Annotated in this window: 15 protein-coding genes; 10 read left to right on the top strand and 5 right to left on the bottom strand. The window is 59.5% G+C overall.

The features are described from left to right. Nucleotides 1-59: 59 nt before the first annotated feature. Both ACR0CR_RS11285 and recR read left to right on the top strand, forming a co-directional pair. Nucleotides 60-404, top strand: coding sequence for a YbaB/EbfC family nucleoid-associated protein (locus tag ACR0CR_RS11285; RefSeq protein WP_480599036.1), 345 nt, complete (start codon nucleotides 60-62; stop codon nucleotides 402-404). A gap of 62 nt (nucleotides 405-466) precedes the next feature. After that, nucleotides 467-1060, top strand: a complete 594-nt coding sequence (gene recR, locus ACR0CR_RS11280; RefSeq protein ID WP_480599034.1) for a recombination mediator RecR — start codon at nucleotides 467-469, stop codon at nucleotides 1058-1060. Between the two features lie 34 nt (nucleotides 1061-1094). Here recR and ACR0CR_RS11275 read toward each other — a convergent pair whose 3' ends face one another. Next, nucleotides 1095-1541 (bottom strand): hypothetical protein, encoded by a 447-nt coding sequence (locus ACR0CR_RS11275; RefSeq protein WP_480599032.1) that lies wholly within the window; start codon nucleotides 1539-1541, stop codon nucleotides 1095-1097. 176 nt (nucleotides 1542-1717) lie between these two features. Between ACR0CR_RS11275 and ACR0CR_RS11270 the strand changes: the two genes are divergently transcribed. Then, entirely contained in the window at nucleotides 1718-2206 is a 489-nt protein-coding gene (locus ACR0CR_RS11270; RefSeq protein ID WP_480599030.1) for a hypothetical protein, read from the top strand. Here ACR0CR_RS11270 and ACR0CR_RS11265 read toward each other — a convergent pair. Continuing rightward, a complete protein-coding gene (locus tag ACR0CR_RS11265; protein ID WP_480599028.1) occupies nucleotides 2203-2844 on the bottom strand; it encodes a ribonuclease T2 family protein in 642 nt (213 codons plus the stop codon). The genes ACR0CR_RS11270 and ACR0CR_RS11265 overlap by 4 nt on opposite strands. A 130-nt stretch (nucleotides 2845-2974) precedes the next feature. Here ACR0CR_RS11265 and ACR0CR_RS11260 point away from each other — a divergent pair, with 130 nt between their 5' ends. Next, on the top strand, nucleotides 2975-3733 hold the full coding sequence (locus ACR0CR_RS11260; RefSeq protein ID WP_480599026.1) for a DUF1013 domain-containing protein: 759 nt from the start codon (nucleotides 2975-2977) through the stop codon (nucleotides 3731-3733). A gap of 53 nt (nucleotides 3734-3786) precedes the next feature. Continuing rightward, nucleotides 3787-4176, top strand: a complete 390-nt coding sequence (locus ACR0CR_RS11255) for a hypothetical protein (RefSeq protein WP_480599024.1) — start codon at nucleotides 3787-3789, stop codon at nucleotides 4174-4176. A 41-nt stretch (nucleotides 4177-4217) separates the two neighbouring features. Here ACR0CR_RS11255 and ACR0CR_RS11250 read toward each other — a convergent pair whose 3' ends face one another. Both ACR0CR_RS11250 and ACR0CR_RS11245 read right to left on the bottom strand, forming a co-directional pair. Continuing rightward, nucleotides 4218-5249: a permease gene (locus ACR0CR_RS11250; protein ID WP_480599022.1), complete on the bottom strand. Its 1032-nt coding sequence runs from the start codon at nucleotides 5247-5249 to the stop codon at nucleotides 4218-4220. Beyond that, nucleotides 5242-5550 (bottom strand): ArsR/SmtB family transcription factor, encoded by a 309-nt coding sequence (locus tag ACR0CR_RS11245; RefSeq protein ID WP_480599020.1) that lies wholly within the window; start codon nucleotides 5548-5550, stop codon nucleotides 5242-5244. The genes ACR0CR_RS11250 and ACR0CR_RS11245 overlap by 8 nt, the downstream gene beginning before the upstream one ends. 123 nt (nucleotides 5551-5673) lie before the next feature. On the opposite strand from ACR0CR_RS11245, the gene pdxR reads away from it, so the two are divergent. From pdxR to ACR0CR_RS11220, 5 genes are all read left to right on the top strand, one after another. Next, nucleotides 5674-7134: a MocR-like pyridoxine biosynthesis transcription factor PdxR gene (pdxR, locus tag ACR0CR_RS11240; protein WP_480599018.1), complete on the top strand. Its 1461-nt coding sequence runs from the start codon at nucleotides 5674-5676 to the stop codon at nucleotides 7132-7134. Between the two features lie 125 nt (nucleotides 7135-7259). Beyond that, the gene (gene xsc / locus ACR0CR_RS11235) at nucleotides 7260-9029 is read left to right on the top strand and encodes a sulfoacetaldehyde acetyltransferase (RefSeq protein ID WP_480599016.1); all 1770 of its coding nucleotides are present in this window, start codon (nucleotides 7260-7262) and stop codon (nucleotides 9027-9029) included. A gap of 154 nt (nucleotides 9030-9183) precedes the next feature. Further along, nucleotides 9184-12000 carry a molybdopterin oxidoreductase family protein gene (locus ACR0CR_RS11230; RefSeq protein ID WP_480599014.1) on the top strand — a complete coding sequence of 939 codons (2817 nt, stop codon included), beginning with the start codon at nucleotides 9184-9186 and terminating at the stop codon, nucleotides 11998-12000. Nucleotides 12001-12097: 97 nt separating this feature from the next. Next, entirely contained in the window at nucleotides 12098-12847 is a 750-nt protein-coding gene (locus ACR0CR_RS11225; protein ID WP_480599012.1) for a 4Fe-4S dicluster domain-containing protein, read from the top strand. Continuing rightward, nucleotides 12847-13734 (top strand): dimethyl sulfoxide reductase anchor subunit family protein, encoded by an 888-nt coding sequence (locus ACR0CR_RS11220; RefSeq protein WP_480599010.1) that lies wholly within the window; start codon nucleotides 12847-12849, stop codon nucleotides 13732-13734. Before ACR0CR_RS11225 ends, ACR0CR_RS11220 begins: the two co-directional genes overlap by 1 nt. Nucleotides 13735-13852: 118 nt before the next feature. Here ACR0CR_RS11220 and dapA read toward each other — a convergent pair whose 3' ends face one another. Beyond that, nucleotides 13853-14725: a 4-hydroxy-tetrahydrodipicolinate synthase gene (dapA, locus tag ACR0CR_RS11215; RefSeq protein WP_480599008.1), complete on the bottom strand. Its 873-nt coding sequence runs from the start codon at nucleotides 14723-14725 to the stop codon at nucleotides 13853-13855. Nucleotides 14726-14751: the final 26 nt, after the last annotated feature.

Raw genomic sequence — 14751 nt, 5'->3', positions numbered from 1 at the left:
TTGTACAGAACCGGCACCCCCCGTATTTAGGCGTCAAACTGAATTGCAGGAGAATACCAATGCTCAAGGGTTTAGGCGGTCTGGGCGACATGGCCAAAATGATGAAATCCGCACAGGATTTGCAGACCAAGATGACCGAAATGCAGGAAGGTCTGAACAATCTGATGGTTGTCGGCGAATCCGGTGCCGGTCTTGTCAAAGCCACCGCGACGGCAAAAGGCGAACTGAAGGGCCTGGACATCGACCCGTCGATCTTCAACGGCGACGACAAGGAAGTTGTCGAAGACCTGATCCTCGCCGCCATCAAAGACGCCCAAACTAAAGCAGCGGAACGAGCGCAGACGGAAATGGCCAAACTGACCGAAAGCATGGGTCTTCCGGCGGATATCAAACTTCCGTTCTAATCTTCATCTTTTTGAAAAATACTCCCGCCGGAGGCTCCCTCGGGCACCAAACAGGACAGGCCGTGAGTTCGAACAGCGACATCGACAACCTGATCGACCTGATGGCCAAACTGCCCGGCCTTGGCCCCCGCTCGGCCCGCCGCGCGGTATTACACCTGATCCGTAAACGCGCCTTGCTGCTGACGCCTCTGTCGGACGCCATGCAGCAGGTCGCCATCACCGCCCGAGAATGCCTGAATTGCGGCAACGTCGGCACCACCGACATCTGTGACATCTGCGATGCCGAGGCCCGCGCGACCGGAGAGTTGTGCGTCGTCGAAGACGTGGCCGACCTCTGGGCGATGGAGCGCGCAGGCGTGTTCAAAGGCCGCTATCACGTTCTGGGCGGTACGCTCTCGGCGCTGGACGGCATCGGCCCGGACGAACTGCGCATTCCGCGCCTCAAGGACCGGGTGGTCGCAGAAAGCATCACCGAAGTGATCCTGGCCCTGAACGCCACCGTCGACGGCCAGACAACCGCCCACTATATCGCAGACCAACTGGATGGACAGGTTCGCCTGACCTCACTGGCGCAAGGCGTGCCGATTGGCGGAGAGCTGGACTATCTGGATGACGGGACGATCACGGCGGCTTTGAGGGCGCGCAAGGAGCTTTGATCGCGTCACTTATTTTAGTCTACGGATTCGCGAGCTAATTTCTGGTGATATTGCAGTGTTCCAACCAATCGAACGGCAACACGTTAATAGCAACGTTGTTCGGCAGTTGATAAAATGACATTGTTCGATAGCTCCAAGCATAGGGGACACAGTCTTTCAAAGCCGCAGCGTGCAAGAAAAACTGAAACTCTCTTGGGGCATTTCGTAGTGTCTGCGCAAATGAGTTTCTAAATTCCAAATCGGCACCAAAGGCGTTGATTTCTCGGGCGCGAAGATGGCTTGCATAAACCCCAACGAAAAAGGTCGCGAAGGCCATAGCCAAGACGATGAAAACTGGCAGCGTCAGCTGGGTCTTGAAGCCACGTGTTCTTAGCAACACACAGATTAAGAAGCTCAAAAATCCGCCAGCCAACGCCAGAGCTGGCCAGAATGGGGCACCCAATCGATCGTTCCAAAACGTGAGGAAAGCAATTGGCTGCAAGATGCCTCCGAATAGGAAAATCGCAGTTATGACATACGCGAGAAAACTGTACAGGATGATTGAAGATAGTTTCATTGGGGGCCAAGAAACCGATTTTTCTTAAATAAATTGGACCTTTATAATCCGACAAAAGGTCATTATCGTCAAGAGAGCCACACTCCGTGCAGAGTATCTGAATGACCCGTATCCTCGCCCTAATCCTCACCACCTTCACCGCAACCGCTGCCCTTTCCCAAGCCCTCATCGACAAGGGCTTTGTCGATGGCTGGAACGTTATGGAGGACCCCAATCTCGGCAACGGCTGCCTGATTCAAACGGTGTATCAGGATCTCTCAGTTGTGCGGCTGGGGTATGACGCGCTCGACAATCGCGGCTATTTCACGGTTTTCAACAAGGCGTGGGGCGGCATTGAGCCGGGGCAGAGTTATCCGATCCGGTTTGAACTCGACGGCAAAAGCTTTGACGCCACCGCAATCGGCTTCAAACTGGACCGCGTTCCGGGCGCAACGGTGTTCTTCACGGACCGCAGTTTCGTCACCGGGATTGCCCAGAACAAGACGTTGACCGTTTTCAATCCCGAGGGGCAGCAGGTCATGGCGATTGATCTGAAAGGCACCGCCAAAGCGCTGGAATACGCGCAAAAATGCCAGGATGGCAGTTTCTAACGAATCGGATCGAACAGGGCATCCGAGGCGGTGCAGTCGCGGATGACGTCTCGCCCGCATGGCACGGGTTCAAGGTCACGGGACAGGCACAAGCGGACCTCTTCGATATAACCTTGTTTGCAGGTGATAGTGATCATATCGGGTTCCAGCGCGGGGTTCGCTTTCAAAAACGCCTCTTCCACGACAGACGCGGGCAGTTTGACCGACCCGTCCAGCTTGCGAAACACTTCAGGCCGAACGACGCCACCATAGGCCTGACGCGACAGGGCAAAATAGTCAGGCGCAGAAAGCCCTGAACAGGTCCCATGTTTCTTCCATTGGTGCCAAGCCAGCCCAGATGAGCCCTGAATATCCTCCATTTCCCGCGTCATAGCGCGCGAAGGTGGGGCCTTGGACGTGGGGCAATAAGACGGCCAGCCCTGGTGAAACTGGGGCCACAGCCCGTGCAGGATCCACCCATAATCATGCCTTACGTCGCACTGGTCTGATCCGCGCGCATCACCTTCGCGCGCGCACCAGTTCGGAGACCAGCTGAGCGCAAGGACGTAATAGTCGAACTCACCCGCCCTTTCACCTTCGGCCAGCGCGGTCACGGTGCCCAGAACCCAGCAAACCAGCCCTAGAATCCCTTGGCGCATTCGCCTCTTCCCTTCTTTGCCTGACGCGACTATATACGGGCCAAGTTCCCCGACAACGGAAACCTGCCCCAAGACCACGGGGCCGCCGAATTCCGGCGACGGGACAGATGTATTCAAAGGAGACGGGCTGATGGCAAAACCCCTGATGGCCAAGGCAACCGCCGTATGGCTGGTGGACAACACCACGATCAGCTTCAAGCAGATCGCGGATTTCGTAGGCATGCACGAGCTGGAAGTGCAAGGGATCGCGGATGGCGATGTTGCGGCTGGCGTCAAAGGGTTCGACCCGATTGCCAACAACCAGTTGACCCAAGACGAGATCGACACGGCGCAAAACAATCCGCTGCACAAACTGAAGCTCAAGTTCAACCCCGCCGCAACCGGCGAGGAAAAACGCCGTGGTCCGCGCTATACGCCGCTGTCCAAGCGTCAGGACCGTCCGAACTCGATCCTGTGGCTGGTCAAGTTCCACCCGGAACTCAGCGATGGCCAGATCGCCAAGCTGGTGGGCACCACAAAACCGACGATCCAGTCGATCCGCGAGCGGACACACTGGAACATTTCCAACATGCAGCCGATCGATCCGGTTGCTCTGGGCCTGTGCAAACAGTCCGAGTTGGACGCGATCGTGCAAAAAGCCGCCGCCAAGAAAGCCGCCGAAGGTGGTGTGATGTCCGATGACGAGCGCCGCAAGCTGGTCTCGACAGAGCAGTCGCTCGAAATGGACGCCGCGCCGAAGATCCCGACCGCCATCGAGGGGCTCGAGACCTTCTCGTTGTCTGATGACCCAGAGGACAAGGAAGACGAAGAGCCGATGATCGATGCGGACAGCTTCTTCAACCTGCCCAAAGGCGGTGGCGACGAAGACGAAGACGATCAACGTCCCTGATCACCCAATTGCCCTGATCCTCAGTGGTCAGGGCATTTTGCTTAGAGACCGTCATGCTGAGTATATTGTCCGCCATTTTTGGCCCGCATCGCGCCGTTTCAATCTATGCTTTCGTGAAAACCTGGGGCTTGCCTCTGATCGGCGGTGGCGGAGTGGTCGTGGTGGCCGCGGCCCTGCTGCTGCTCAATGACAGCGGCGAGCACGAACATGACTCGTTCATGACTGTGGCTGTGTTGACAGCAACGCCAATCAATGGCGATTTGCGCAACGGCGTGATCGCTTCGGTACGTTTGCCGGATGGGTCGGCGACGTCGATCACATCGACCGAGGCTCCGGTCTCGCAGACGGTAGGCACCAGCGCCTGTGTCGAAAAGCGTGTCTTTGTTGAAAGCGGTGAAGCAAGGTATCGCTTCAAACTCCCGCGCTATTGCGAAGCAAGCTAAAGAGCAAAACCGCCCGGTGGCATCACCGGGCGGTTTTTCATTCAGATCATCTGGAACAGCACACCAGCGACAATGGCTCCGCTGATACCCAGCCCCAGATAGGTCGCAAAGACCTTTGGTTTGACCAACGACCACACCGCCGCCATCGCAGGGATCGAACTTACGGCACCTGCCACCATGAACGACATCGCGGCGCCCGCAGTCATGCCCTGCTCCATGAGCCCTGCCAGCAATGGCGGCGCGACGTAGGAGTTCAGGTAAGCGGGCATCCCGACCAACGCGGCAATGACGATGGGCAGCACACCATCTCCACCAACAACCGTGGCGATGAGATCGGCGGGCACATAGCTGACAAGCAGAGCCTCGAGCACATAGGCCAGCGCCAGCCATTTCAGCAGGAACAGGCCGTTGTGCACAAACTCTAAACGGAACCGTACGCGGCGTTCGGGCTCCTGCCAGAAGGCCCAAACCGGCTTGTCATCCATCTTTGGACCACAGCCGCAGCACCCGGCAGGTTTGTATACCCGCAGCGGCTGCGCAAAGGCTCCGCTTTTCATCAGACCACGAACCGCGAAGCCCCCAAACAAGCCCAGTGCCACGGCGGCAACCGCTTTACCTATGGCAAACGGCCATCCCAACGCACCCGCCGTGATCAGCAGCGTCGGCGGGTCAATTAGCGGTGAACTGAGCCAGAAGGCCATGACCGCCGACAAAGGCGCGCCAAGGGCAAGCAGGCCCGCGATGAACGGAATCACCTCGCAGGAACAGAATGGGGCTAGTCCACCAAAAAGCGCAGCCAGAAAGATCATCCGCGTCTCCCGCCCTTCAAAGGCGCGGGCGACCATCACTTCGGCGCCCGTCGCCTTGAGGTAGGACAGCAGCAGCACCGCAAACAGGATATACTGTCCCGTATGGGCCAGTGCTTTGCCAGCAAAGGTCACCACGTCGGTCCAGTTGCCGGGGTCCAGAAGAGCAACCGCAATCAGGATCGCAACGATCAAAGCCCAGGGCGTCTTGATCCACCGGGTCACACCTGCCGAGATCGGTCGCAGGTTTTGAGACAGTTCAGCCATCGTTTGCGGCCTTTCCCACTTCATCGGCGCAGCATTCGCTGAGAATAAACTGCGCAAGTCTGTTCAACTCATCGAAACGCGCCCGATTGATCGTTGTGCGCCCAATCTTTTCCTGCTCGACCACGCCTCCGGCGGCCAGAAACCGCAGGTGATGGGCCAGCGTCGACGGCGCGATGCCGGTGCGGGTTTGAATCTCACCCACGGTCAGACCGGTCTGCCCGGCCCGGACCAGCGTTTTCAGAACTTGCAACCGAGCCTCGGATCCCATGGCCGAGAAACCTGCCGCCGCTGTTTCCCACATGATTCTTCTCCATTAAACTAGATTTATAGTTATTTAGTTTTCTCTTGTCTGCCTGTCAATCGGCAACTGCGCCGCTGCTTAAGTCCAGATTGCCCATCCGTTAGGTCCAACCTATAAGCGAGTATGGGCATTGCAGTTGATACATTCTTTCTGGAACGCGACGGGCAGGGCACGTTGCAGGCGCGCATTCAACAGATGATTGCCGAAGGCATCCTGTCGGGGCGCTTTCACGTCGGTGAAAAGCTCCCGTCGTCACGCAAACTTGCCACGCATCTGGGGGTCAGCCGGATCACCGTCACGCTGGCTTATACGGAATTGCTGGCCAACGATTACCTGATGTCCCGTGGACGGTCAGGCTACTACGTGTCGGAAAACGCCCCGGTGCCTCCAAAATACACGCCGATGCAGCGTAGTTCGGAAACGGTCGACTGGTCACGGGCGCTGGCGCGTCAGTTTTCCGGCGGGGATGTTTTACCCAAGCCCAGCGACTGGCGTAGCTACCGTTACCCGTTCATCTACGGTCAGGCCGATAGCAACCTGTTCGATCACGCCAACTGGCGGCTGTGCGCCGTGCGGGCTTTGGGGCAGAAGGACTATGACTCGCTGACCGGTGACTACGTGGACCAGGACGATCCGCTGCTGGTCGAATTCATTGCTCGCCATACCCTGCCCCGACGCGGCATAGCCGCCCGACCCGAAGAGATTCTGATCACGCTGGGCGCGCAGAATGCATTGTGGCTGGCCTCGCGCATTCTGTTGAACAAGGATCGCAAGGCCGCCATCGAAGACCCATGTTATTATGCGTTGCGGGACCTGTTGATTCATTCCCAATGTGAAGTCGCCCCGTTGCGGGTGGATCGCGAAGGATTGCCACCGGATGCAATTCCCGATGGCACCGATGTCATTTTCACAACGCCCAGCCATCAATGCCCGACCACCGCGACGATGCCCATGGACCGCAGGCAAGCCCTGTTGAAACGGGCGCGCGAACTGGATGCGATGATCGTCGAGGATGACTATGAATTCGAGATGTCGTTTCTGGGTGCCCCCTCGCCTGCGTTGCGGTCTTTGGACCGTGACGGGCGGGTGATCTATGTGGGCAGCTTTTCGAAATCCCTGTTTCCTGGCTTGCGCCTTGGCTACATGGTCGGGTCCGAGCCCTTTATCCGCGAGGCGCGCGCGCTGCGGTCGCTGGTGCTGCGGCACCCGCCCGGCCATGTCCAGCGGACGGCAGCCTATTTCCTATCGCTTGGTCACTATGATGCACAGATTCGGCGGATGTCGCAGGCCTTGCAGGAACGGCGCGAAGCGCTGGATAAGGCCATCGCCGCCTTTGGCCTGACCGTAGCGGGGCGCGGTAAGTTGGGCGGGTCGTCGATCTGGATGCGTGCGCCCGAAGGGGTCGACACGTCGCGATTGGCGCGCACGCTGCAAGGCCAAAGCGTGCATATTGAGCCGGGAGAGCCGTTCTTTTCGGGCCCAAATCGGCCGAAGAATTACTACCGGCTTGGCTACTCCTCGATTTCACCGGATCGCATTGCGCCGGGAATCCAACGGATTGCCGAGGCCATACGAAAATACTGACATCTTCTGGACCTATCCCGGTGTGACTTCTGGCCCTAACCCCGCCCGGTCCCATGGGCCAAAACCAATTGCAACGGCAGGGCACCAATGTCCGGTCTTTCCAACCATGCGCGGAGATCACTCAGATGAAAATGACCACCGAAGAGGCCTTTGTTAAGGTTCTGCAGATGCACGGGATCGAACATGCGTTCGGGATCATCGGCTCGGCCATGATGCCGATCTCGGACCTGTTTCCCAAGGCAGGCATCATGTTCTGGGACTGCGCCCACGAAGGGAGCGCCGGCATGATGGCCGATGGCTATACCCGCGCTACCGGCAAGATGTCGATGATGATCGCGCAGAACGGCCCCGGCATCACCAACTTTGTCACCGCCGTCAAAACCGCTTATTGGAACCACACCCCTCTGTTGCTGGTCACGCCGCAGGCGGCCAACAAGACCATCGGTCAGGGTGGTTTTCAGGAAGTCGAGCAGATGAAACTGTTCGAAGACATGGTCGCCTATCAGGAAGAGGTCCGCGACCCGTCCCGCGTATGTGAGGTTCTGAACCGCGTGATCATGCAGGCCAAACGTGCCAGCGCCCCCGCACAGCTGAACATCCCGCGCGACATGTGGACTCAGGTCATCGATGTCGATCTGCCTGCGGTTGTGGAATTCGAGCGTCCTTCGGGTGGCGAAAGCGCCGTGGCCCAAGCGGCTGACTTGTTGTCGAACGCCAAGAACCCCGTGATCCTCAACGGCGCGGGTGTGGTTCTGTCCGAAGGCGGTATCGACGCCTCAAAGGCGCTGGCCGAGCGTCTGGATGCGCCGGTCTGCGTCGGCTACCAGCACAATGACGCATTCCCCGGCAGCCACCCGCTGTTTGCTGGCCCGCTGGGTTATAACGGCTCAAAAGCCGGGATGGAGCTGATCAACGAGGCCGATGTCGTCCTGTGCTTGGGTACTCGCCTGAACCCTTTCTCAACCCTGCCCGGCTATGGCATGGAATATTGGCCCGCAGATGCCAAGATCATTCAGGTCGACATCAACCCGGACCGGATCGGCTTGACCAAGACGGTCTCGGTCGGAATCATCGGCGATGCGGCCAAGGTGGCAAACGGCATTCTCGCTAACCTCAGCGATACCGCAGGCGATGCGGGCCGGGACGAGCGGAAGGCGAAGATCGCGCAGAAGAAATCCACATGGGCACAGCAACTGTCCAGCATGGATCACGAGGATGATGATCCGGGCACCACATGGAACCAGCGCGCCCGCGCCGCCAAGCCCGATTGGATGAGCCCCCGCATGGCGTGGCGCGCGATCCAGTCCGCCCTGCCGAAAGAGGCGATCATCTCGTCCGATATCGGCAATAACTGCGCCATCGGCAACGCCTATCCGTCCTTTGACGAAGGCCGCAAGTATCTGGCCCCAGGCCTCTTTGGACCCTGCGGCTATGGCCTGCCATCGATCATGGGTGCCAAGATTGGCTGCCCGGACGTGCCGGTTGTAGGCTTCGCAGGTGACGGCGCCTTTGGTATCGCGGTCAACGAATTGACTGCCATCGGGCGCGAGGAATGGCCCGCGATCACGCAGATCGTGTTCCGAAACTACCAGTGGGGCGCCGAGAAGCGGAACTCGACCCTGTGGTTCGACGACAATTTCGTGGGCACCGAGCTGGACACCAAGGTCTCTTACGCGGGGATCGCGCAGGCCTGTGGTCTGAAAGGCGTTGTGGCCCGCACGATGGACGAGCTGACAGCGGCCCTGAGCCAAGCCATCGAGGATCAAAAGAACGGCATCACCACCCTGATCGAGGCGATGATCAATCAGGAGCTGGGCGAGCCCTTCCGCCGTGACGCGATGAAAAAGCCTGTAGCCGTGGCAGGTATTGCAGCGGACGATATGCAGGTTCAATGAACCAACTTTCGTGATCGGGCCTTAAAGGCCCGGTCACACCCCTCCGCATCCCCATGCGGCAATACAAAAAACCAAGCTTGAGCCCGGCACGAAAATTCTCAGAATGGCCAGCACGTTCAGGTAATAAGCGACCGGCCACAGGGAGAGAGTGAACGTGACGCATCAGCCCAAGCTAGACCTGTCACCCAAGGTCTCGGACGAGGTTCGGAAAACAACGTGCTACATGTGCGCCTGCCGCTGCGGGATCAATGTGCACATGAAAGACGGCAAGGTTGCCTATATCGAAGGCAATCGAGACCACCCCGTCAACAAAGGTGTGCTCTGCGCCAAGGGTTCAGCCGGGATCATGCAGGTCAACGCGCCCTCGCGCCTGCGCAAACCATTGCGCAGAGTCGGACCGCGCGGGTCGGGCGAGTTCCGTGAAATCGAGTGGGATGAAGCCATCAGCACGGCCGTTGGCTGGTTGAACGAATTGCATGAAACCGCCCCGCAAAAACTGGCCTTTTTCACCGGTCGCGACCAGTCGCAGTCCTTCACCAGCTTCTGGGCGCAGAATTTCGGCACGCCGAATTATGCAGCCCATGGCGGGTTCTGCTCGGTCAACATGGCTGCGGGCGGCATTTACACGATGGGCGGTGCGTTCTGGGAGTTTGGCCAGCCCGATTGGGACCACACAAAACTGTTCATGCTGTTCGGCGTGGCCGAGGATCATGACAGCAACCCAATCAAGATGGGCATCGGCAAAATCAAAGCGCGCGGCGCGCGCGTGATCGGGGTGAACCCGATCCGGTCAGGCTACAACGCGGTGGCCGACGATTGGGTCGGGATTACGCCGGGCACCGACGGGCTGTTCATCCTGTCGCTGATCCATGTGCTGATTAAGGCTGGCAAGATCGACCTCGACTACCTTGCCCGCTACACAAACGCGCCGGTTCTGGTGAATGCCTCTGACGGCCCCGAGAAGGGCCTGTTCCTGCGCGATGCCGATGGAAAGCCTTTGGTGATCGACCGTGTGACCGGTGAGCCAACCGCCTTTGACAAACCCGGCGTGCGCCCGGATCTGTCAGCCACCTACGACAAGGATGGCGTCACCCACCGCCCGGTCTTCCATCAAATGGCCGAGAAATACCTCTCGGACGATCACGCCCCTGAGAACGTGGCCGAGCGCTGTGGTATTCCGGCCCAGAAAATCCGCGCCATCGCCGCCGAAATCGCCCGCGTCGCCTTTGATGAGGCCATCGAGCTTGACCGGGAATGGACCGACTTCCGGGGCGAAAAGCACTCCAAGATGACAGGCCGCCCAGTCAGCTTCCACGCAATGCGGGGGATCTCGGCCCATGCCAACGGCTTCCAGACCTGTCGCGCGCTGCATGTGCTGCAGATCCTACTGGGCACGGTCGAGGTCCCCGGCGGCTTTCGCTTCAAACCGCCATACCCTAAACCTGTCGAGGCGCACCCGACACCGCACGGAGACCGCCGCCCGGGCCGCCCGCTGGAAGGCCCTCACCTCGGCTTCCCGCGCGGACCCGAGGACCTGCTGCTGGACGATCAGGGCAACGCCCAGCGCATCGACAAAGCGTTTACATGGGAAAACCCGATGTCGGCCCACGGTCTGATGCATATGGTGATCTCCAACGCCGCCGCCGGAGATCCTTACAAGATCGACACGCTGTTCATGTATATGGCGAACATGTCGTGGAACTCCTCCATGAACACCAAGGGCGTGATGGAGATGCTGTCCGCCAAGACCGAAGACGGCAAATATGTCATCCCCAAGATCATCTACTCGGACGCGTATTCATCCGAGATGGTCGCCTATGCCGACCTGATCCTGCCCGATACCACCTATCTGGAACGGCACGACTGCATCTCGCTGCTGGACCGCCCGATCTGCGAGGCCGACGCCGCCGCAGATGCCGTCCGCTGGCCCGTCATCGAACCCGACCGCGACGTGCGCGGCTTCCAGTCGGTTCTGATCGAACTCGCCAACCGCATGAGCCTGCCGGGCTTCACCAATGACGATGGCACGCCCAAGTGGAAGGACTACGCCGACTATATCGTCAATCACCAGCGCAAACCCGGCATCGGCCCGCTGGCCGGGTTCCGGGGCGAGGACGGCTCCAAAGAAGGGCGCGGAGAGGTCAACCCAGACCAACTGAACCGATATATCGACAACGGAGGCTTCTACGTCGCGCATATCCCCGAAGGCGCGGACTACTACAAACCCTGGAACGCCGCCTATCAGGACTGGGCCGTTGGAATGGGCATTTACGACAGCCCGCAGCCCTACCTGTTTCAGCTGTACTCTGAGCCGATGCGCAAGTTCCAACTGGCCGCCGAAGGGCACGGACCGAACCAGCCCCCCGACCACCTGCGACAACGCATCAAGGATGCCATGGACCCTCTGCCCATTTGGTACGAGACCGACCAGCAAGGCAACGAGGGCTTCACCGTCAACGCCCTGACCCAGCGCCCGATGGCCATGTACCACTCATGGGGCACCCAAAACGCGTGGCTGAGGCAACTGCACGGGCGCAACCCGCTCTACGTCCCCACCAAGCTGATGCGCGAACGCGGGTTGCAAGACGGCGACTGGGCCAAGGTCACCTCTCCTCACGGCGAGATCACCGTGCCCGTGATGGAGATGGCCGCGCTGAACGAAAACACCGTCTGGACCTGGAATGCCATTGGCAAACGCAAAGGCGCATGGGCGCTGCAGGAAGACGCACCCGAGGCCACCAAGGGCTTCCTGCTGAACCACCTGATCCACGAATTGTTGCCCTCGAAGGGCGACGGTATGCGCTGGGCCAACTCGGACCCGATCACTGGTCAGGCCGCGTGGTTCGACCTGAAGGTCAAACTGGAAAAAACCGACCCGCCAACGGACACACAAAGCCAACCCGAATTCGCCCCAATCCAATCTCCCGTGGGCACCGGCCCCAAGGATCTGGCATGGAAGGTCGGCAAATGAGCAGGATCCACCCTTCATCTGGCCAAAAATATCCCGGGGAGCGCGAGGGGCTGGCCCCTCGCTCCCGCCCTCATCACCCGCGCGGAGGCCGCCCCACATGACCCAGCTCCCCCAACAAACCGAACGGAAAATGGGCCTTGTCATCGACCTCGATACCTGCGTCGGATGCCACGCCTGCGTGATCTCGTGCAAAGGCTGGAACACCGAAAACTACGGTGCGCCCCTCTCGGATCAGAACGCATACGGCGCCGACCCTTCAGGCACCTTCCTGAACCGTGTGCATTCTTACGAAGTACAGCCTGCCGAGGGTCCGGCCCAGCTGATCCACTTCCCCAAATCCTGCCTGCATTGCGAAGATGCCCCGTGCGTCACTGTCTGTCCAACCGGGGCCAGCTACAAGCGCGTCGAAGACGGAATCGTTCTGGTCAATGAAAGCGACTGCATCGGGTGCGGACTCTGCGCCTGGTCCTGCCCCTATGGCGCACGCGAGATGGATATGGCTGAAGGCGTGATGAAGAAATGCACCCTCTGCGTCGATCGCATCTATAACGAAAACCTGCCCGAAGTGGATCGGGTGCCGTCCTGCGTTCGCACCTGCCCCGCCGGCGCGCGCCATTTCGGAGACTTCAGTGATCCGGACAGCGATGTCAGCAAACTGGTCGCCGAACGGGGCGGCATGGACCTGATGCCCGAGATGGGCACCAAGCCCGTCAACAAATACCTGCCGCCCCGACCCAAGGATCAGATCGAGGATCAGATCGACATCCTCGCCCCGCTGCTGGCCCCGGTCGCGGACGAGCCCAAAGGGTTCCTGGGCTGGCTCGACAAGACGCTGGAGAAACTCTGATGCATCCAGCCCCTTCCGTCATTCTCTTTACCACGCTATCCGGTCTGGGATTCGGCCTGCTATTCTTTCTTGGCCTCGGCCAGCCGCCGGTGATCGGATTTGTTGCGTTCGTTTTCTACTTCATCGCCTTTGGTCTGGCCGTGGGCGGGTTGTTGGCCTCAACTTTCCATCTGGGTCATCCAGAACGCGCCTGGAAGGCTTTCAGTCAATGGCGGTCAAGCTGGCTGAGCCGCGAGGGCGTCTGCGCGGTTGCCGCGCTCGTCCTCATGGGGATTTACGCATTTGGCGCGGTGTTTCTGCATAGTCATTGGACCTTTCTGGGTTGGCTGGGCGCGATCCTGAGCCTTGCGACCGTCTTCACCACTTCGATGATCTACACGCAGTTAAAAACGATCCCGCGCTGGAATATGAACCTGACCCCCGCGATGTTTCTGTCCTTCAGCCTGGCAGGTGGCGCGTTGTTGGCTGGGGCCGAGGCACTGGCCCCCTGGCTGTTGGCAATCGCCGGGGCCGTTCAACTTGCCTATTGGGCCAAGGGCGACGGCGCGCTGACCCGTTCGGGTACCACACTGGGCACAGCGACCGGGCTGGGAGGCAGGGGCGCAGTGCGCGCCTTTGAGCCGCCACACACGGGCACCAACTATCTGCTGCGTGAGTTTGTCCATGTGGTCGGACGAAAACATGCGCAGAAGCTAAGGATAATTTCTTTTGCTTTGGCGTTTGCGCTTCCGATCCTGCTGATCGTGATTCCGGTCTCGGGTGTGGTGATCAAACACATCTTCGCGTTGCTGGCGGTACTATCGCATCTGACCGGTGTGGCCATTTCCCGCTGGCTGTTCTTTGCGCAGGCGGAACATGTGGTGGGATTGTATTACGGCAAGCGCTGATCGGGCTCTGCCGCGTTGCGGCCAGGCGTGCCTCGCCGATTCGTCTCAGGCCGGACGAAGGTCAGATTCGGGTGCGGCCAGGGCGACGACGAAGGATCGAGGCCGCCCTTGTTCGTACTCAGATCAGGCCAGCATGCGCCATTGCCGCATCGATGGCCGATTTTGTGCTGTCCTCCAGCGGCGACAGAGGCGAACGCACCTCGGCGCTGCACAGGTCCAATTTGCTAAGAGCGTATTTTGCGCCAACAAGGCCCGGTTCGATGAAGATGGCCTCATGCAACGGCATCAGGCGGTCTTGGTAGGCCAGCGCTTTGGCATAATCTCCGGCCAATGTTGCCTGCTGGAACTCAGCGCAGAGTTTGGGCGCGACGTTGGCGGTGACCGAAATACAGCCGACACCCCCATGGGCGTTGAAACCCAGCGCGGTTCCGTCCTCGCCCGAAAGCTGGCAGAAGTCTGGCCCGCAGGTTGCACGCTGCTGGCTGACGCGGGCCAAATCTCCGGTGGCATCCTTGACGCCAACGATACGCGGCAGTTTGGCCAGTTCCCCCATGGTTTCGGGCGTCATATCGATGACCGAGCGACCGGGGATGTTGTAGATTATGATTGGAATTTCAGCACAGTCGTGCAGCGCGCGAAAATGCGCGATCAGGCCCTTTTGCGTCGGCTTGTTGTAATATGGCGTAACGACAAGCGCCGCATCCGCACCAACCTTTTGCGCGAATTGCACAAACCGAATTGCCTCGACAGTGTTGTTCGAGCCTGCACCCGCGATCACCGGCACACGGCCAGCCGCCGCTTTTACGACCTCGGCCACAACGGTTTCATGTTCCTCGTGGCTGAGCGTGGGGCTTTCGCCCGTCGTTCCCACCGGCACCAGCCCGGTCGAACCTTCCTTGATCTGCCAGTCTACCAACTGTTTGAGCGTAACCAGGTCCAACGCGCCGTTTGAAAACGGGGTGACGAGGGCGGGCATCGAGCCTTTGAACATGACACGCTCCTTAAGGTGCAGTTTGC

It is taken from the genome of Ruegeria sp. AM2, from assembly GCF_056540685.1.
The sequence above is the reverse complement of the archived record's forward strand: the minus strand, read 5'-3'. Positions and strand labels throughout refer to the sequence as shown.